18 protein-coding genes are annotated in these 19514 nt (G+C 43.7%); 2 read left to right on the top strand and 16 right to left on the bottom strand.

The window, feature by feature from the left end; translation table 11 throughout:
• Positions 1-78 precede the first annotated feature (78 nt).
• The 4 genes from ASG93_RS03690 to ASG93_RS03705 form a co-directional block, all read right to left on the bottom strand.
• On the bottom strand, positions 79-1260 hold the full coding sequence (locus ASG93_RS03690) for a hypothetical protein (RefSeq protein ID WP_056828919.1): 1182 nt from the start codon (positions 1258-1260) through the stop codon (positions 79-81).
• Complete coding sequence (locus tag ASG93_RS03695) at positions 1247-1900, bottom strand: hypothetical protein (RefSeq protein ID WP_056828921.1); 654 nt, start codon at positions 1898-1900, stop codon at positions 1247-1249. The genes ASG93_RS03690 and ASG93_RS03695 overlap by 14 nt, the downstream gene beginning before the upstream one ends.
• A gap of 553 nt (positions 1901-2453) precedes the next feature.
• Entirely contained in the window at positions 2454-2918 is a 465-nt protein-coding gene (locus ASG93_RS03700) for a DUF4871 domain-containing protein (RefSeq protein ID WP_056828923.1), read from the bottom strand.
• A 110-nt stretch (positions 2919-3028) separates the two neighbouring features.
• A complete protein-coding gene (locus ASG93_RS03705) occupies positions 3029-3274 on the bottom strand; it encodes a dihydrodipicolinate synthase family protein (protein WP_056828925.1) in 246 nt (81 codons plus the stop codon).
• Positions 3275-3624: 350 nt separating this feature from the next.
• On the opposite strand from ASG93_RS03705, the gene ASG93_RS03710 reads away from it, so the two are divergent.
• Positions 3625-4587 carry an L-lactate dehydrogenase gene (locus ASG93_RS03710; RefSeq protein WP_056828927.1) on the top strand — a complete coding sequence of 321 codons (963 nt, stop codon included), beginning with the start codon at positions 3625-3627 and terminating at the stop codon, positions 4585-4587.
• 63 nt (positions 4588-4650) lie between these two features.
• Here the strand turns inward: ASG93_RS03710 and ASG93_RS03715 are convergent, their stop codons facing one another.
• The 5 genes from ASG93_RS03715 to ASG93_RS03735 form a co-directional block, all read right to left on the bottom strand.
• Entirely contained in the window at positions 4651-4935 is a 285-nt protein-coding gene (locus tag ASG93_RS03715; RefSeq protein ID WP_056828930.1) for a hypothetical protein, read from the bottom strand.
• A 392-nt stretch (positions 4936-5327) separates the two neighbouring features.
• Positions 5328-6110, bottom strand: a complete 783-nt coding sequence (locus ASG93_RS03720) for an SDR family oxidoreductase (RefSeq protein WP_056828933.1) — start codon at positions 6108-6110, stop codon at positions 5328-5330.
• Positions 6111-6136: 26 nt separating this feature from the next.
• Positions 6137-7480: an SCP2 sterol-binding domain-containing protein gene (locus ASG93_RS03725; protein WP_056828935.1), complete on the bottom strand. Its 1344-nt coding sequence runs from the start codon at positions 7478-7480 to the stop codon at positions 6137-6139.
• Between the two features lie 47 nt (positions 7481-7527).
• Positions 7528-7926 carry a MarR family winged helix-turn-helix transcriptional regulator gene (locus ASG93_RS03730; protein WP_235550713.1) on the bottom strand — a complete coding sequence of 133 codons (399 nt, stop codon included), beginning with the start codon at positions 7924-7926 and terminating at the stop codon, positions 7528-7530.
• A 404-nt stretch (positions 7927-8330) separates the two neighbouring features.
• Positions 8331-8522: a hypothetical protein gene (locus ASG93_RS03735; RefSeq protein ID WP_056828941.1), complete on the bottom strand. Its 192-nt coding sequence runs from the start codon at positions 8520-8522 to the stop codon at positions 8331-8333.
• Positions 8523-8918: 396 nt separating this feature from the next.
• Between ASG93_RS03735 and ASG93_RS03740 the strand changes: the two genes are divergently transcribed.
• Positions 8919-10166 (top strand): ankyrin repeat domain-containing protein, encoded by a 1248-nt coding sequence (locus tag ASG93_RS03740; protein WP_056828944.1) that lies wholly within the window; start codon positions 8919-8921, stop codon positions 10164-10166.
• Between the two features lie 89 nt (positions 10167-10255).
• Here ASG93_RS03740 and ASG93_RS03745 read toward each other — a convergent pair whose 3' ends face one another.
• The 7 genes from ASG93_RS03745 to ASG93_RS03775 all read right to left on the bottom strand — a co-directional run bounded on the left by ASG93_RS03745 (position 10256) and on the right by ASG93_RS03775 (position 19381).
• Complete coding sequence (locus ASG93_RS03745; protein ID WP_056828946.1) at positions 10256-11881, bottom strand: helix-turn-helix domain-containing protein; 1626 nt, start codon at positions 11879-11881, stop codon at positions 10256-10258.
• Positions 11882-11883: 2 nt separating this feature from the next.
• Complete coding sequence (locus ASG93_RS03750; protein WP_056828947.1) at positions 11884-13671, bottom strand: sensor histidine kinase; 1788 nt, start codon at positions 13669-13671, stop codon at positions 11884-11886.
• 100 nt (positions 13672-13771) lie between these two features.
• Entirely contained in the window at positions 13772-15115 is a 1344-nt protein-coding gene (locus ASG93_RS03755; RefSeq protein WP_056828948.1) for an ABC transporter substrate-binding protein, read from the bottom strand.
• A 117-nt stretch (positions 15116-15232) separates the two neighbouring features.
• Positions 15233-16060: a carbohydrate ABC transporter permease gene (locus tag ASG93_RS03760; RefSeq protein WP_056828950.1), complete on the bottom strand. Its 828-nt coding sequence runs from the start codon at positions 16058-16060 to the stop codon at positions 15233-15235.
• Positions 16061-16080: 20 nt separating this feature from the next.
• Positions 16081-17025 carry a carbohydrate ABC transporter permease gene (locus tag ASG93_RS03765; RefSeq protein WP_056828952.1) on the bottom strand — a complete coding sequence of 315 codons (945 nt, stop codon included), beginning with the start codon at positions 17023-17025 and terminating at the stop codon, positions 16081-16083.
• A gap of 199 nt (positions 17026-17224) precedes the next feature.
• A complete protein-coding gene (locus ASG93_RS03770; RefSeq protein WP_056828953.1) occupies positions 17225-18670 on the bottom strand; it encodes a DEAD/DEAH box helicase in 1446 nt (481 codons plus the stop codon).
• A 378-nt stretch (positions 18671-19048) separates the two neighbouring features.
• On the bottom strand, positions 19049-19381 hold the full coding sequence (locus tag ASG93_RS03775; protein ID WP_056828954.1) for a DUF3024 domain-containing protein: 333 nt from the start codon (positions 19379-19381) through the stop codon (positions 19049-19051).
• Between the last annotated feature and the right edge of the window lie 133 nt (positions 19382-19514).

The raw sequence follows: 19514 nt of genomic DNA on the forward strand, positions 1-19514 counted from the left end.
AATTGTCGGCCAACGCCACGTCCGGAAAAGAAAATAACAAAAACACTCCGATCAGCGTCCATAAAGGGGAACAACGTTTCATTTCAACGGCTCACCTTCCTTCGATTGGACAACAGGAAGCTGGGGAGTCAGCAGGAAAATAATCAACATTGAAACTGCGGTCATCAGAAGCAGCGGCCGGAATGTATCCGTGGTGCGCATCATATGTACCAAAATCGCCGATGAAATGATTTTAATAAGTATAAACCCGAATACCAAACGGATAAGCATCGGAATTTTATCCATCAACTTCGGCCAGACTCCGAGAGGAACGGGAATTAACTGTCGGCGGACCGCCAGCAGCACAAAAATTAACGCTCCGATAAGCACAGGATCGATCCACGACTTGTATACACCCGCAATCAGCAGAATCGACCACAACGCGGCAAACGCCGTTAAAAACCAAGGATTTAACAGGTCTTCAAGCGATTCCACAGGGGGAAGATCCCGCAGCTCTCGCTCCAGCTCCTCAAGCGGCTTTCCGAGCTCGCTGTGAAACGCCGTCATCCCCTGAAGCAGCATTCGAACGACGGCGATTACGATCGCAACAAAGATGATGACCCACTCGTAATGCTGCAAAGGAACGGTTGCCTTCGCCGGAGGATTGGTTGAAACCCAGGTGAATACCGGCCTTATCAGCACCGGCACGGTTTGCGTCCAGAAATAAACGAAAATTCCGGTAAGCACTACGTAAAGTGCCGCTGCAACGCTGAAACTGGCTTTCAAAGGCAGGAAGGGAACTCTGAGCTGAGCGGATAGCGCCTTGGTGACCATGGGAATTTTCACCACTAACATATATAATAGACCATACTCGATCAAAAGTGGGATCCTCACCTTGATTACATGCTCAAAAACCCCTTCGTTCCGCCGCCATCCGACCTGAGTCCAGTTTGTGTGATGAAGAAAAAAATCGCCGAAGCTAAAGCCGACGATAAAGAGAAGGCCGAGATTCGCGCTGCTAGTTCCCACAATTACTGCAATCATGAGCATCACCAGCGATTCGCTTAAGACGTTTTCGAACCCCGGGTGCCACCACCCGATCACCAGACCGGCCAATAATGCCAGCAAAGGGGCCCAAGCAGCCACTGTCGGCCATGCCGCCAAGTATAGGCCGTCCAAGAACGTGTACGGGAGTTTTTTGGAGAACCGGCAGGCCCGAAAGGGCAGTTGAACCCACCAAAATCGAACGATCCGCTCATGAACCGGCTTAGGCTGAGACATGGTGTAAGGACTCCTTTCTCAAGATTAATTTCCTGGCCGTATATCCCAGCACGACCCCATATACGAAGTGTCCAATCATGGAAACCGAAATGAGCTCATCAAGCGCTTTTACGTTAAGCCAACCCGGATATACGGTAACCATCGCCAGTTCAAGGATCATCGCCCACATCAAGCCGCCCCGGATGCCTTTGCGGCCGAATGCAACTGTATAAGCGATTCCGAATGCAGTACCGTTGGCGATATGAAACAATGCCCCTAGAATGCTAACCCAAAGACCGGTCGCTTGCTCGCCGACGAGCGCTTTTCCGAAAATCCCGAAAATATCAAACGGCCAGAATTGTATGCCCGTCACCTTTATTAATATGAATCGGGAAAGATCGTAAAGGCATGTAGCCAGGATGCCGGCTATTGTGCCGTAACCGATAAGCCGCTTGAATTCCGCATGTTTTTCGGAAGATACTCTTCTCCAAATCAAACTTCCAATCATGAATGCCAGTATCAGAACGCCTAACAAAGTGTATAGCATGGAAATACCCGAAAAAATATAAACCAGCAATGAAGCCCCAGTCGATAAAAAAAGCGCAGCGAAAATAAACGTTTTTGTCTTTATACTAATTTCCCTCCTATCGGGTTCATCCAAAGATTAACTCTTCCCCGATTTTTGTCGTTCCTGCAATTAAAGCGGACATGTTTCAAACCTATTATCAGCCTCCAAATAGTTTTTTTTCATACTCTAAATATTTCGAATCGATACTGGTAATTTATGGGCATCAGGTTTGAAAATATTTTGTATTTTTTCTCATTTGTTTTCTTACAAGTTACTTGAGAAAGGGTTGCCATAATAAAATAGGTTCTTTCATGATGGTGTGGTCACTGAATGTTTAATATATTCCTTTGGGATTGCACCAATCATATTGGAACTATACGCACTTCTCCACCATTGGTCTGCTAAAACAAAATATTGATTGTCGGCAAGTTTTACATCTTGCTTCATCGGTGGATTTCTTGCCTGCCCCGTTACTTTAATAAAGTAAAGAGGAGCTGCCGCGAAGCAAGCCCCTTAACTATAGTTTCCCGGTAGTGTAATCTGACCAGATGTACTACCTTGATTATGTAAATGCTTTAGGTGTCATTTCAATAAGATTGATCTGACGCCCATCCGATACGTGAAAATTGCCAAGTTTTTTAAAACGTTAACTCACATTAATTACGATGCTTCCAAATAAATTACCACCTAAATATGCATCTAGCTGCCATTTACCTGAGTGCGGCAGTTTCAAACTTGAAGGCAAATGAGCATCAGCACCATTATTGGGACCACCTAAGCCGTAGTTGTATTCCCAGACAGTTCCCGTTCCCACAAGTAAAGTTTGATGTTTTTCACCAGTATTCAAATCAATGGCTTCAACTTTGAAAGGAGTTTGCGCTAATTCATCTTTCGTTCCCCAAAAATGCCACATATACTTATTCGGTTTGTTGGCTACAAATCCACCAGGTGCTAGTATCCCGATTTTCCCTTCAACGCCCTGAAGATTATAACCTTCGCTTTTAAAAAGAGGACTTACTTGAACTTCGCTCTTCTTCTCTACCTGTTTACTACATCCAGTTGCTATTGACATTACAAACAGAATAATGATTATTACAAATACTTTCTTCACTGGACACCTCCATGAATTTAGACGTTGTGAACCATTTATTAGTTGATCCGTTGATGCCAAATTTATCCATATGTAAAAAGTGGCTATTTCATAACTTTCGTACACTCAAACTATTTTGTACGTAAAGTACTTATTCCAATCATTACTGGTATCCCCTCGGCGTACTCCATTACGAGTTGAGTAACACGCAGTAGTTCTTCCCGATTGAGATAAACATAACTGCCAGTCGATCCTAAAACTCCGAACGAATCAACTTTTGCTGAAGTTAAACGTTTGAGCAATTGTATTAAAGCCTGCTCATTTATTCCCCTCTCATTCATTGGAGTTAGAGGAAATGCAGCTAAGCCTGTAAACATAATAAATACATCCTTTCAAATGTGAAATATCTTTATTTACGAACATAAATCACAATCAGAAAAATTAAAAGGTACAATTATTATTTATTTTATTGGACCAATTTCCTTATCCTTCATTAACGTAATCTGCCCGTCTTGAACGTCACCCAGCCAAAAAGCATGCTACTGAGCTTTGACAGGATCTCGGAGGTTTTACAATTTTCTTTCCAACAAAAGACTGGATGTCCATGTTAGAAAAAGTTGCGTATCAACCGAAAATCTTGGTTTTGCGTCATGTTTAGTCACATGGTACAAACAAAACAACATATATAATATACCAGGCGTTATTTGTTTGAAGGAGGAAGGTAATTATGGCTTGGAAACCAAGGAAAGTCGCTATTGTCGGGATGGGATTAGTTGGTTCAAACTGTGCTTACGCCATAATCAATCAATCCGTTTGCGAAGAATTAATGCTTATTAATCGCACACCAGAATACGCATTGGCCCAAGCATTAGACCTGTCTCACTGCATGGACTTCACTCACTCGCGCACCCAAGTATTTGCGGGCAATTACGATCAATGTGGGGATGTGGACGTTGTGATTCTGACACCCGGGGCAAGCATGAACAAAGATCAAAATCGTCTTGATCTTATGGAATCTTCCATTCATATCATGAAGGATATCATTCAACCGATCATGCAAAGCGGGTTTAACGGAATCTTCCTTGTCGCCACAAATCCTGTAGACATCATTACATATACTGTATGGAAACTATCCAGTCTTCCACGAAATCGTGTGATCGGAACAGGCACCTCCATCGATTGTTCACGGCTGAAAAAGATCTTATCTGAAATCTTTCCAGTCGAACCGAAGAGCGTACAAGGGTATGTAATGGGCGAACATGGTGAATCCCAGTTCGTGGCTTGGTCACACGTAACTATTGGCGGTAAACCGTTGCATCAGATCATAAGCCAGCATCCGCATCGATTCGGTCTCGTCGATCTTGACCAATTGGAGCAACGGACCAAACTGGCAGGATGGGAAATATTCAACCTTAAAGGATCCACTTCTTTTGGTATCGGCAATGCATTGGCTTTCATCACTCGATCTGTATTAAACGACGATCACAAGATTATCGCCGTGTCCGCGATCTTAGATGGAGAATACGGTGAGAGAAACGTATGTGTTGGCGTTCCGGCCATCATATCTCGAGATGGCGTTAAGGAAGTAGTTGAGCTACATCTCGATAATATGGAACAAGAGAAATTTCGTTACTCCTGCAGCGTAATTCATAAGCACCTTCTTCAAGCATCTTTTATCGGCAGTTTGTGATGCCCACAACGGAACAACAAGGGAATCCAATCCAACCGCAGGTCCAAAACTTCGAATCCGGTGTCAACACATACGCCGACTGCATAAAGTGATTTCTTCTGGAGCTGGATTCCATGCATGTTGTGCATCTCTAAACATTTTCCGCCTCCCCTTCGCTTTCATTAAACTCTCTTTCCTCGTTAGCGTAACAATACCTACTGTGCAAAAACATATATACAAACCCAAAATAAACATCCAAACAATACAGAGGAAGCTACTATTTACTTCATCCTTATTTATCAACGCACGAAGTGTGCTTAGGAATAACATCATAAAGAAAAAAGCCAGTAAGGCAAATAAAATATCCACGAAAATCCCCTCCTTCAGTTTTAGTTTTTACTCAAATTTTACACATTATATTGTAGCGTGTAACTTCAGATTCCTGCCCCTTAGCAGAGTGAAGGGCTGCTACGCGGCAGCCCCTTGTTAGTTGAACGATTTTATCAGAAATATTTATTGAGATTTTTGCATTCTAAATCGAACAAATTCAAATATCCAAAATAAGAAGCGATTTTATTAATGTTTATTTTACTCATCAATCTACACTCCTTTTTAACAATATTCCTGAAACCTGCCCGTTACTTGAATGAACAAAAAAGAGCTGCCGAGAGGCAAGCTCCTTCACTATCGTTTCCGTTAGCTTAATCAACTTCAGGCATCTAGGTCCGAATAGACCGATGCTTGAATACAGTTCCGTATAGTTAACTCTTGGTTTGAGCGAGCATTATATCAACAGTTTTGCTCATCTGATTTAACATAAACTGAGGTGCAACACGACTCATGAACTTCAGCAAACTGCTCTGACCCGGCAGGATTTCGAAGCGATCCTTTTCCAGACCCTCGATTGTGTACCTAACCATCTTACCGGCATCCATTGGTTTTACGCCTTTGATCTCGTAGCCATCAAGAGCTTTAATTAAAGGGGTCTGAATAGTTGGAGGCGCCAATTCAAATACTTTAATATTCGAATTTTTTAGCTGCATTCGCAGTGATTGTGTAAATGAATGAATACCGGCTTTCGTCGCACAATATACCGGCAATACCGGATAAGGAACAAATGCAAGCGCGGATGAGACATTTATAATCGCAGCGGATTTCTTCGCCTTTAAATGCGTTAAGAATTGTTTCACCATACGGATCGAACCGCTGAGGTTAATTTCAATCTCGCTATTGATATCCTCTAAATCAACGTCTTTGGTATGAAGATTTAATGCACGCATAACCCCAGCGTTATTAATCAGAAAATTCAGTTCTGGAAATTGACTGATTACTTTTTCAAAAAGATCAGAAATTGCCTTTGGATTGCTTACATCACACTGAAATGTGTGAACGTTTGGCAGTTTCTTTTTTGCTAGATCCAGCTTGGACTGATCCCGGCCGGTAATAATTACCGTATTCCCACGCTGAAGGAGCTGAGCAGCAAGCTCGAGTCCAATCCCGGATGTTCCACCCGTTATAAGAATTGTGTTGGAATCCATTTTCATAAAAATCAATCCTTTCTCTATTCTTATTAAGCAAAGCATTTCTCAAATTTCATCAACAATTTGGGGTTCCCTTTGATCCGCAGCTTTCTTGTCAACAATGCCGCAGCCACATTTTTTTCCTTCCCCACGATCTTAAGCCACGTTTTGCTATCCACCGTAATTTGAATATCCGGCTTGCCGTGAAAACCGTCCCTAATCTGGAGCTTATTGTCACGAATGTCGATTGTCGTTTGTCTCGTTTCATCTCCGGTGAATGTAAAATGATAGGTGCTGTTTAAACCCGTTGCCTGCTTCGGCTGAAATGCATGAGGCATCAGGGTGATCAAAAGGCGGATCGTATTCGGCCTGAGTCCATTCCCGACGCGTTTTACCGTTTTATGGGGAAAACGTTTCATGACATATGCTTCCGCATCGGAGCCAGGAGTTACATAGATCGTCTCCTCTTTGGCCTGCAACGGCTTTAATATATCATTCATGAACCCTTTACGGTCTTTCAGAAACGGCCCGATCACATCATCGCCCGCCGGACAAACCGATAAGCAATAAGCCGCTTTGTAGTTAGCCCCGAAACTCAAACTTTGCCACCAGGAAGTCGTTTCGGTTATCGGTACTTCATTCCGGTACTCTTTGAAATTCTTACTGTCCACGACCGTTTCCACAAAGTCGCTGAAACCGCCCATAAACTCACGATAATTGTGCGTAGCGCATGAAGAAAAATTAAATTGTCCGTCCGCACCGATCGCGCCCACAGGGCAGGCAGATACGCAAAGCTTGCATTCCAGACACGGGTTGTAGTCAATCGGCCGGTCTTCCTTGTTGACCCGGGCATCAATCATAACGGCGCCAAGCAGAATGAAGTTTCCGAATTTCGGATGAATCACGTTGCGATGGATACCCATATGGCCTAACCCTGCCGCAACGGCAACAGGTTTGAGCGAAACGACCCAGGTCTTGCCGGGAAACTTATCCATCTCCATCGGGAAACCCATGGCTGCATTTAAAGCCCGTATCCCTCGCGCTTCCAATGCGGACACGATGTGATGGGCTGTCTCCGCTACCTTATCGCCGGTATGATGAAATTCAATATTGGCAAGGGATCTCGCTGGTGTGCGGATCGGTTCTCGATTCATTCTGGCAACGAAACTGATCATCGTCTTAGCATGCGGAAATGCGGAAAGAATATCATCACGCTGATCATCTAGTTCGGAGCGTTCAATGGATATAACCCCGACATCGTCAGCTCCGGCCTCAAGACACAATTCACGTATCCACTCATAATCAAGCGTTTCGTTGTCAAGAGTGACGGATTGCGCAGTGGATTCGTAGTAACGCAAAACTGTGGGATGTTTTTTCATATCGGCCACTTTCATCCATCCTTTCCCATTGGGTGTATATACACGTTTTTGGTGAAAAAAAATTAATCTCTCTTGTTCAGCTTAACGATATCAGACAACTGACCGAGCAAACCTTTATAAGGGTCATCGCCCATATAGTCTCGAATGCGGATTTGCGCCTGTTCCCATAACGGCAGTGCACTCTTAAGAAGGTCCCGGCCATCGGGTGTCAGAGCAATAAATCGTTTCCTGCGATCCTCACCTTCCGTGACCGACACCCATCCCTGTCTCTCAAGCGGCTTGAGATCCCGTGGCAATGTGGTCCTATCCATCAGAAGTATTTCGGAGAGAGATGTAATGGTGACAGACCCGGCTTGTTCAAGTGCCATAAGGATAGACAATTGGGTTGCCCGAAGCCCGACTGGTCTTAAATATTCATCATATAAACTGGTAATGAACCGGGACGCTTTTCTTAAATTCAAGCAAGCGCACTCTGCTGTATAATCGGTCATCCCTGAAAAATCTGAAGTTGAATTATGTTCTCTCATGAATATGAGTATATACACGTATTGTATCGATGTCAAACTTTATAATCATCGCCGCTTTCTTCTTTTACAATCGTTATGAACATTTGCCTCAGTTTCTGTTCTTCCGACGAGGATTTGTTGTGTCGGCATAATCAACAGGTCTTCCGGGAGTATTATATTCTTTCATCAGTTTGAATTTCCTTCCAGAAACCTTAATTTTTCGCAAATCAACTTGAAGTAAACTGACCGAAGGTGAAAAAAAGACTGCTTTGTCGGCAGCCTCATGCGAGCTATCGTTCCCTTTGAAGAGAACCAAACTTCATTGGATATTAATTGTCGGGGTACATTGGCAGATGACACTATTCTAAGTCATTTCGGGGATGCGGATTAATCGGCGGATATAAGAATTGATTATCGAATTGATTATCTTTCTTCGGATCACGATCATCAGGATTTTCGCTTTCATCTGGCATCTCAGCAGCAGTCATAACCGACATAGCTTCAAAGCTCACGAAGTCTTCGACTTCATTAAACTGGTTGTTTTCAGTCATTGCAAGCCTCCTAAAGGTTGATTTCATTACTAGGCAATTATTCGCCTTATATTTACTTTTTATTCAGGAATTCAAGGAATCAAAGCAAGATCGCTAATTTTCCGTTTAAATGCTGATTAACCACTGTTTCTCGGTTCTTACGGACACAGTGGACCTTATTTCATAAAAATCCATCCAATTGGACGCTACTACGGGCAAATAAGCGCTAAAGATCATGGATACCGAACTTCCAGTGGGCTCCTATGCAAGGATATTTACAGAAATTCACTTCATCAGCATAACTCATGTCATTATTTCAAGAAACAAAAACTGGAAATTTTCGTATAAAGTATAACGATCTATGAATATGAATGGCGAGTGGTACCTTTATTTAATTATAAAAAGGAGAAGTGCAAATTGAAAAAAATAGTGATTGGGATGGTATTGGGGGCTGGTCTTACCTTATCTACGACAGTTTATGGGTCAGACGCTATACAAGCTATCAAGTATCAGGTTAGCTTTCTTTTTAATGGGGTTTCTAAGCAGTTGGATAGTGAATACACCGTTTTGAATTATAACGGACATGCCTACGTGCCAATCCGCTTCGTAGCTGAAAGTATGAGAGCTCAAGTAGCATACAACGAGACTGAACAGCAAATATCGATTACATATGGGACCCCGAAGGAGCAAAACAAGACGAGAATTGAAATGACTGCACTTCAATTATTCGGAACAGCTGAGCGTGGAAATCTGGAAGAAACAAAGCAGCAGGTAGATGCGATAGCTCCTGTGGATCTTAATCTAGTTTTTCTTCAAATCTTCAGTTCTGCTCACATGTTCCAAGATAAGCCGCACGTTTCTGATCTAGTTGACCTTTTGATTCAAAAGCAAGTTGATCTCAACATCGTAGATGATTCAAACGGTTATACACCGCTGCACTATGCTACTGAACGAGCCATTTATTTAACTGAAAATCTTTTGAATGCCAAAGCTAACGTGAATGTAAGAAGCGCAAATGGAATAACCCCGCTTATGCAAGTATCGAGTAAAAAACAGCTAGGTCTGGTTAACAAGATGCTTGCTATGGGAGCGGATCCGAACTTAGGAAATGGGGCACTGCTCTCGGCGCTTCGTCCTTTCGCCAATTCAGGATTAACTGACGAGAGCGTAGAGATTATAAAAGGACTTCTGGCGTATAAAGCTGATGTGCACGCAGCTAATGCCGATGGGGAAACGCCGCTGCTTGCGGCAGTAAATATGGCTATGCCTCAATCCATACAAATTATGGGAATGTTACTCGAACACAGGGCAGACCCCAATGAGATTGCCAAGAGCAACTGGGCGGGAATCACTCCACTTATGAGAGCTGTTGATCCTACCGGTTATGATTCGGTCCAAGATATCTATACGATGGCCGAGTTGCTGATCCATGCTAATGCGGATGTCAATGCAGTAGATGAGAAAGGCAATACAGCACTCTCCTATGCTGTTGAATTTAATTATCACGCCTTGGATAGCAACGTAGAGGTCATTCGATTGTTATTGAAAAAAGGTTCGAAGCTTGAGCTGATAGACAGTAACGGGCTCACCCCCCTTGATAAAGCTAGGAAAATTATAGATGAGGAGAAAAGAGCTCTAATAGTGAAACTATTAGAGGGTAAGTAGTCCTTAGAAAAATAATACTAAAGGGGCCCTCCTTATTGTGGCGGCGTCACAAAAGACGGGACAAACGGCAATCCGTCAGTCCCATCTTTTTATTGGTTCGCCTTCGTTTGTCCACGATAAGCATTCGGCACAAACCCCGTATGTGCTTTGAACAGCTTGCCGAAATAATTCTTATTCTCGTAGCCTAACGAATCGGAAATCTGTTCAACGCTCTTGTCCGTGATTTCCAAGAGTTCCTTCGCTTTTTCCATTTTCAGCCTTGTGACGTATTCGATGAAATTCTCCCCGGTTTCCCGTTTGAACAATCGGCTTAAATAGCTTGGATGCAGATGCAGATGGGTGGCAGCATCTTCGAGGGATATTTTCATATGCAGATGATGATATACAAATCGTTGACACTCCAGAATTTCACGGTTATGTGACTCGCGATATACCTGACCTGCCCATTGAATGGCCTGCTGAAGGTATTCCTTGAGCCACAGCTCAAGCTCACGGAGAGACGACAATTCATGAACATCATGATGCAAGAGCTCCGAAGAGAAGGTTGACTGATAATGCTGCAGCGACTTGAGCCTCATCCTTACATCGAGAATCATCTTCAGCAGCCATTCCTTTACTTCCATCGGATGAAACCGATTATATTGGATAAAATCTATCCACTTCGAAACAAATACGTCGATCATATCCAATCGTTCATCGAAAACGACACTCCGAAACTCATCTAGAGCTTCGGAGTACTGTGCTAGCAGCAACCCTCCGTCCCCGAATCCATCTCTGACATGACCCAATTTGATGATAGATGACTCCGGCAGATAAAATCGCAGATTCTTCCCTTCGACCATTCGAATCAATTGATCCTTCAAAGATCGCGCATCCTTGACAGGGCTTCCCGTTAGAAAGGTGAATGCTAGCTTCGTGTATTGCTGTAAGCTGCTCTGCAGTTGCCTTAGCGTCTGCTCCACCTTTTGGCTGTTGTTGACGTGAAGCTCCGAGTAATGTGGAAACAATAAAACAAATTCCCCGGTATCATAAGTGAAAAGCGCTGTCTCCTTCTGATCGACAAGCAGCTCTTCCACAATATTCTGGATGGTGTATTCAAACAAATCCTTGGATTGAAAGCGATTGTCTGCCTCTTTCACACGATTCGCGTAACCGAAGACAGGAAGTACGCCTTGTTTTCCAAGTCGGATACCGAATCCTTCCGCTTTTAGCGTCCACTCGTCCGCATCAAACAAGGGCTCGTTCACCGTACTGCGGATAAATTGACGCTTGGACGCACCGCGATGTTGATAAACCTCCTTCTCAAGCTTACGGCTCTTAGACAATATTTGGACCTCCGCGTCCAACTGTTCCTTCAGCCTTCCCAGCAACTCGGAAATGTTGCCAACGTTCATCGTTTCCTTCAAGATATATTCGCTCACCGACAGCTTCATCGCTGTTTGCGCAAACTGAAAGTCATCGTGACAGGATAGAATAACGGCCTTCACGTGAGGATGAATCTCACGCAGATGCCCGATGAGCTCCAGTCCATTCATGCCTGGCATCCCAATATCGCTTATAAGCACATCTGTCTTTTCCTGGCGTCCTGCTTCGAGCGCATCCAGTGGATTCTCGTAAGCGCCTGTCAATGTATACCCTAATTCTGCCCACCTAATTGAAGTCTTCAGAAATTCAAGCACAGGCAAATCATCGTCCACAATAATAACGGAGTACATAGTTAACCCTCCTTTCCTGCTTGTTGAGGAAAGCGCAGCACAATCTGCGTTCCCTGATCTGGCCCGCTTTCGATTTCATACTCGAAACGATGACCATATATTAAACGAAGACGTTCAAATACATTGTGAAGACCAATGCCCGACAAGGAAGGGCTGCTTGTTTCTTGAAATTGCTGGGCAGGAACGACATCCAAATGATTGCGAAGTGCAGCTAGACGTTCAGGGGGCATCCCGACACCCGAATCTCTAACCTCCACCTGCAGCCTCCCATCCTCACAAATCCTCGAAGCTATTGTAATTTCCCCTGCCTTACTTTTAAGTCCATGTATATAAGCGTTCTCAATAAGCGGTTGCAATAAAAACCTAGGTATTTCAAACAGAAGGGTATCTGAAGCCGCAGAAATCTGCAGTTGAATCCGATCACCGTGCCGAGAATTTAACAGTCGAATATAATGTTCGTTAATCTCAATCTCCTCATGCAGCGAAATGTATTCATTGTTGCGGTTAATCGTCATTCGTAACAGTGATGACAATGAACTGATCAGCTCCGCATTCTCAGAATCACCTTTCATCATGATTTTCAGACGGATCGAATTGAGCACATTAAATAAAAAATGCGGATTAATTTGCGCCTGCAGCATCGCTAGCTCTGCCTTGCGCTTTAATTCTTGTTCGCGGCGGTTCTCTTCTAACATCCGTTCAATACGGTCGATCATTCGGTCGAATACATAACCAAGCCGCCCTACTTCATCTCCACCACTGATGTTAGAACGCTCACTCAGTTGACCGGATTCAATGCGGACTACGGTTTGGACAAGCCGCGCAATCGGTTTCGTAAGCGTACGCACCATATAAAGGAGCACTACGGCGAATAGGATTAAAAAGAATAATTGAATCAGAAAATCAGTCTTCCGGAAAGACTCAATTTTTTGTGCAGCGCTTTTATAAGGACTCATATTCACAAGCTTCCATTCAGGCGTTAAATGATTGCTATGCAATATGTAATCTTCTCCACCTACCTTTACAAAAGAAGACCCATCCTGCGCCGGAAGCTGATCATAGTAAGGAAATGGATGACCAATGGCGGTGGAGTCTTTATCCACCAGAATACGCCCCTGACCGTCAACAATGACCATCGATTCATTATTTTTATATTGATCAAATAACTGTTGAATTGTACTTAATTCCAGCCCAACAACCACATAACCGTACGTTAGTCCATTTGTACGCAGCGGTTTTGCTGCCGCCAATACATAAGGTTGATCGGTTGCTTGACTATAATTGGGTTCAGCGCCTATCCATTTGACATTATAACCGGACGCCTTTTCCACATCGCTAAACCAACTTTTTCGCAGGAATTCATTCGGGTTAAAAGCAAAGGTTGAATACGAAGCCACATATTCACCATTAGGCAAAAGCAGTGTGACGTACAAATTACCAAATGAATTGATGACCGTTGTCATTTTCTTGATAATCGTTTGTTTATACGCCAAGACATCCCCTTTATCTGTCTGGTCATTTGCCCGGCCTAACTCCCGAATAGAAGGCTGCAGATCCTCATCAAATTGAATGAAATTCATCACATAAAGCATATTTTTCATTTGTCCGTTTACGATTTGATTGACGATCCGCATCGATTCCTGCGAGTTATCAGCCACTTGCGACCTCACGGCATCCCGTGTTAGCAGACTGGAGACGTTCATGGAAACGATGGAAGGAAGAACGAGACAAATCAGAATCGTCAGCACCAATTTATTGCGTAGTGATAAAGTACGAAGCCAGCTCGGCACTGCACTCTCCTGCCTTTCGGTTGAATCAAGAAATGGGAAAAAGAGGAGCCCTAGGCCTCCTCTTTCATTATATCAGGATTGATGCGCTGTTCGTTAATAACTACTTGGCATTGCTTTTACGGATATCTTCAATTTTCGTTTTTGCTGTTTGAATTGTTTTCTCCAGATCCTGCTTGCCTGTCAGGAACAGCTCAACTTGCGTTAAGAATTCCTTCTCTTGCTGCAGGGCATAAGTTGGAGGAATAACAAGCTTCGTTGCTTTATTTACTTTCAACGTAGCTAGCAATGAATCCTTATCTATCATGGCAGCTTGTTCTGGTTTACCATTTTTCAGAATCGAATCTACATTCTTAGCCAAATCGGCTTTCTTCCAACCAGAGAAGAACAGACCCTGTGTTTGAATTCCTTCCGTCGTATACCATTTCACAAAGTCATATGCCGCCTGCTTATTCTTGGAATTTGCTGCGACACCCACGAAGTCCGCGCCTCCAATCGTTAGACCGTTCTCATCTTTCGCGTCGTACTTCGGATATGGAGCAAACACTGTCTTAAATTTCGCATTCAGCGCCAGTTCACCTACCATCCAGTTACCTGTTGCTAACATCGCAGTTTTACCAGCATAGAAAACGTCACGGTAAACCATTTTCTGCGATACAACTTCAAAGTAAGGAACGGATGTTTTGTCCACATTTTCCATTTTGTTACGTAAATCGAGGGAGAAACGAACCTTCGGATTATCGATATTCTGTGTACCGTCAGGTTTCACAAGGTAAGCGTTATCCATGTCGCTGTTCAGTGCCAATTCCGCGTATTCTTTCCATGTATGGAAGTAGGATCCGTACTGCTTGGCTGCGCCTTCACCCTTGGTCAATTTCTTAGCATACTCCGCATAATCATCCCAGGTCCACTCTGTTGGCACAGGCAGTTTCGCTTCATCCAACTTATCTTTGTTCAATATAACGAACCATTCAGCCATTTTACCGGGCAGAGCATAATATTTGCCGTTTACAACCGGATCAAGCTTATATTCATCTTTAACAACAATGTTATCTTTCTTCAAATAATCATCAAGGGGCTCCAAGATACCTGCTCCTACGCGTTGAGCGAATTCGGGTGCACTTGAGTACATAACCACGTCCATTTGCTCACCGGAAGCGGCTAATAGATCAAGCTTTTTCATCCCTTCTTGGGAATCGCCCTTCTCGGACATGCCTTCATAAACAACTTTTACGTTCGGGTGCGTTTTATTGTAAGCTTCAACAGTCGCGTTCCAGTTCCCTTGAGCCTCGGTGTACCAGCCTTGTACTTTAATTGTAACCGGAGCTTTAGCCGTTGCTGCTGCATCCTTACCCTTATCCGCTGCTGGTGTCTCTCCTTTGCCACAGCCTGCAAGTGCAGTACTGATTGCTAGGACACCGCTTAGTACTAATAAACTCTTTTTCATAGGAACCCCTCCAAGTTGTGTTCGTTATTTTGAAAACCTTTACATGATCGATCGTAACAAACTTGTTTGGAGCACACGAGGCACTATTTTAACCTCATGCACTCATTTTTTGACTTTTTAACCCTTAACCCCACCCGTCGAGATTCCCTCGATAACTTGCTTTTGCCCAATGATGAAAATAATGAGTAAAGGGACGATTGCCGATACAGAAGCGGCCATGATGAGTGAGTAGAACTCTCCATTTAAATCAGCAAAGGATCTGATGCCGAGAGGCAGTGTGAATAAATCTTTCGTTCTCAAGAAAATTAGCGGGTTCTGATAGTCATTCCATGTCCAGATAAAACGCAGAATCGCATAAGTAGCGATCGCCGGACGTACAAGCGGTGTACAGATAGAGAAGAAAATTCGGACATGACCCGCTCCATCCATTCGCGCTGACTCGATAAACTCCTCATGAATGCCCATATAGAACTGGCGAAGCATGAAAGTCCCGAGAACACTGAAGGAACCAAGCAAAATTAAACCAAAGTGACTGTCGAACAAGCCCATCCAGCGGAACAATAGGAACTGCGGAACGAGTATCGCTTGACTGGGAATCATATAAATCGCCAGAACGAGAACAAAGAGTACATGACGGCCGCGAAACTTGATCTTCGAGAATGCATAGGCTGCCATGGAGGAAAGCAGGACAGAGAGCGCCGTAGTCAAAACAGAAACCTTGATAGAATTCCAGTAATACAGGGAGAACTTCGTCGACCAAACCGTCTTATAATTTTCAATCAAATTCCAATGCTTCGGGATCCACTGAATCGGATATAGAAACACATCAGCTTCCGGCTTCATAGATGCGGATATCATCCATAAGAAGGGAGACATGAACAATATGCCTATGATTAACATGAGGATAGTTAGCAGCGCTTTTTTAACATTTCGAAACTTGTCCATCGGTTACTCCTCCTTCTTCTCTAGTAATTGACCCATCTACGTTGTCCAAACCACTGAACGAGTGTAATCAGGAGGACAAAGACCAGCAGCACAATAGCCATCGCGGAGGCATAGCCGGATTGTAGATTTACGAAAGCTGTTTCATACAAACGATATACGACCACACTGGTTGAATTCGCAGGACCGCCGCCTGTTAGAACGGAAATAACATCGAACGCTTTAAATGTCCCTATTATGCCTGTTACAAGTAAAAAGAATGTGGTTGGCGATAAGAGCGGCACCGTTATGCTGAAAAATTGTCTCAACTTCGAAGCGCCATCAATATCCGCAGCTTCATAAAGATCATTTGGAATCGACTGCAAACCAGCCATAAATATAATCATGTTATATCCAATACTCACCCAAATCATAAGTCCCATCACACAATATAAAGCAAAATCCGGATCAGCTAGCCATTTTGGCGGGTTCGCTATCCCCCAGTCGATTAATATCTGATTAATCGGTCCGTAGGTTGGGTGGAACAATACCTGAAACACAATTGCAACAGCAACAACACTCGAGATGTAAGGAATGAAATAAACAACTTTAAAGAAGTCTTTAAAATGAATTTTCTTATCAATGATAACCGCCAGAACGAGTGAAAAGATCAAGGTTAGCGGCACTACAATCATAAGAATCAGGTTATTTTTGAGTGATAGAAGGAAGACAGAGTCATGCACAAGCTTAACAAAATTATCTAAGCCGAGAAATTTCACTTTAGAAAATCCGGCAACAAAGTTCCAATTCGTAAAACTTAGGAAAAAGGAAGCTATGATTGGAAATAAAGTAAAAATAAATAACCCAAGTATCATGGGACTGACGAATGCGTATCCGACCAGATCCTCGCGCACCTGCTGCATGGACCGCTTCCGCTTCACTTGTACGGAGGGAATGGTGCCTGCTTGTAAATGTATTTTGGTAGCCATAAAATTCACCCCATGTCGTGTTTTCTTTAGTCTACCTTGGTGGAGAAGAATCGGTAAGTCAATTAATTGACCCGTTTGGGTAAAATTTTAACCTGTGCGCGCGAATCCTGAGAGCACTTTGCAGCACCTCCGCATGGCAGTGGTCAACCACAAACGGCAAAAAATCCGATAAGCCCTAAAGGCTAACCGGATCGTGATTCTACTTATTCGCTTCATGCACCTTCAGCAGCTTGCCTTTGATCGTCGTATTCTTCATAATTTTGAGCACCAGCGGGCCCTTACCATTAAGAATATCCACATACGACACATTATCCTGTATCGTAATGATACCGATATCGTCCGCCGTCACACCTTCAATTTTGGCCAAGGTTCCCACAAAGTCTACCGCTCGAATCTTTTTCTTTTTCCCGCCGTTAAAATAGAGCTTCATGATCCCCTTATTCAGTTGGTCCCTTTTATCCCTCTTAATGACAGGCGTAGCCTGCATTTTCTGATCAAAAGCCGATTGACCAAGAGCAATCTCTTCCGCCGTAGGAGCGTCTTTTCTCGGTATTTCGAATCCAAGATAGCCTTCAATATCAGCTAGAAACTTGTCCTCATTTGGCGTAACAAACGTAATCGCCTTGCCCGTCTTCCCCGCACGTCCCGTTCTTCCGATGCGGTGGACATAGCTTTCTTTTTCAAGCGGAAGATCGTAATTAATGACATGCGTGATATCCTCCACATCAATCCCTCGCGCCGCGACATCCGTGGCAACTAAGAAACGGAATTCCCCTCTTTTGAAAGCATTCATGACCAGGAATCGATCGTCCTGTATCATGCCCCCGTGGATTTTGTCGCACGGATAATCTAGCTGCTCCAACTGTCTATATAAGTAGTCGACATGCTCTTGCGTCCGGCAGAAAATGATGCAATTATCGGGATTCTCCACCACGAAGACATCCTTAAGCACATTAAACTTATCGTTTTCTCGAACCGTTATGATCGAATGCTCAATCTGCACCTTGGATGCCTCAGGCGTTTGAATCTCAATATCGATAGGATTACGCATGTATTGATGGCACAATTGTTCCACGTCATTCGGAAGCGTCGCTGAAAATAACATCGTCATGCGATCCGTCGGCAGCTCATCAATAATCGCCCCCACCTGCTCAATGAAGCCCATCCGCAGCATCTCATCCGCTTCATCGATGACTAGATATTTCAGCCGCTCCAGGTCCAGCGTCCCTTTCTGAATATGATCCAGCACGCGGCCCGGCGTACCGACAACCACATGGCACTTCTGGTGCAGCTCAATCTTCTGCTTGGCAAACGGCTGCTTCCCATACAGAGCCACCGCTTTAATCCGCTTGAATCTCCCGATATTCGTGATATCCTGCTTCACTTGATCGGCGAGCTCTCTCGTCGGTGTCAAAATCAGCGCCTGCGGTCTGTTTTCTTCCCACTCCACCAATTCACAAATCGGTATACCGAACGCCGCTGTCTTCCCGCTTCCTGTTCGTGACTTAACGGTGAGATCCTTCTCCTGCAGCGCGATAGGGATCACTTCGTTCTGCACATCTGTCGGCTGCTCGTATCCAAGGCTGTGTAAGGCGCGGATGATATCCTCGCTCAATTTATAATCCGTAAAACTTCTAATACCCACGAATAAACTCCCCTTCTTCTTGCTGTTCTTCCTATATTACTACATCTTGCCTCGGGAACAAAAAAAGCGGGTTGAGGTTAGCGCAGGGGAGTTGCCAGGGCATTACAATGACGGAGGCGTAAAGACAAATTAGCCTTTATGCTGGTGAGGATAAGGAGCAAGAACGTCATCCTCATATTCAGGCGGAACGTCAGTTCGCTATATACCCGATTTCCTTCCATTTGGGAGGTGAAGCGGAACGTGGGTGCTCTATTTGCCTCTTTTGGTGGGTTATGTGCGTATTTTGAGGCGAATAGAGGATCGACGTTCCCTTTCCTTTAATTCAATAGAGATCGCTTTTTTAATGCCTTGCCGCGGGTATTCAAGCTCTCACAAACTTTATCCCCAAAACACGCCTGTATTGTCCTGATCAACTAATTGCAATTGTTTTTCAAAATTATTATCGGGATCGATATAATCAACCCAGTGCCACTTATCCTTACTGTCTCTCCAATAGACTTTCCATTCATTTGATTCCAATCTGAACTGCGCTATATCTAATTGCGTCCATTCCGTACCGATATATGGTTCCCTTTCCTCAATGAGTGTCACATTATTCCCTCTAAATTTATATATCAACCGAACCTGATTGTTTAAATGTTTGGGAATCTTCTTCTCAATATATGCCTGCAAAATGTTCTCTAATCGTTTCTTTGTGAATTCGTCAAACATAGTTCCACCTCATATTATTCAAGATTATCTTCAAAATATATGCCATTTTGCTTTAAAAACTCAAGTACTTCTTGAAAATTTTGTTTAACCTCTGTCGATCCTGTTCTTTTATGCAGGAATTTCTTATACACAT

The sequence above is a fragment of the Paenibacillus sp. Soil787 genome (assembly GCF_001429545.1).
GTDB lineage: Bacteria > Bacillota > Bacilli > Paenibacillales > NBRC-103111 > Paenibacillus_E.

Excerpts from the sequence above, each read along its gene's own strand:
- ASG93_RS03725 (WP_056828935.1), bottom strand. The coding sequence starts at position 7,480 with ATGAAAGTGGCCGATATGAAAAAACATCCCACAGTTTTGCGTTACTAC.
- ASG93_RS03745 (WP_056828946.1), bottom strand. The coding sequence starts at position 11,881 with ATGTACTCCGTTATTATTGTGGACGATGATTTGCCTGTGCTTGAATTT.
- ASG93_RS03775 (WP_056828954.1), bottom strand. The coding sequence starts at position 19,381 with ATGTTTGACGAATTCACAAAGAAACGATTAGAGAACATTTTGCAGGCA.
- ASG93_RS03735 (WP_056828941.1), bottom strand. The coding sequence starts at position 8,522 with ATGACTGAAAACAACCAGTTTAATGAAGTCGAAGACTTCGTGAGCTTT.
- ASG93_RS03755 (WP_056828948.1), bottom strand. The coding sequence starts at position 15,115 with ATGAAAAAGAGTTTATTAGTACTAAGCGGTGTCCTAGCAATCAGTACT.
- ASG93_RS03765 (WP_056828952.1), bottom strand. The coding sequence starts at position 17,025 with ATGGCTACCAAAATACATTTACAAGCAGGCACCATTCCCTCCGTACAA.
- ASG93_RS03720 (WP_056828933.1), bottom strand. The coding sequence starts at position 6,110 with ATGAAAATGGATTCCAACACAATTCTTATAACGGGTGGAACATCCGGG.
- ASG93_RS03690 (WP_056828919.1), bottom strand. The coding sequence starts at position 1,260 with ATGTCTCAGCCTAAGCCGGTTCATGAGCGGATCGTTCGATTTTGGTGG.
- ASG93_RS03760 (WP_056828950.1), bottom strand. The coding sequence starts at position 16,060 with ATGGACAAGTTTCGAAATGTTAAAAAAGCGCTGCTAACTATCCTCATG.
- ASG93_RS03705 (WP_056828925.1), bottom strand. The coding sequence starts at position 3,274 with ATGTTTACAGGCTTAGCTGCATTTCCTCTAACTCCAATGAATGAGAGG.
- ASG93_RS03710 (WP_056828927.1), top strand. The coding sequence starts at position 3,625 with ATGGCTTGGAAACCAAGGAAAGTCGCTATTGTCGGGATGGGATTAGTT.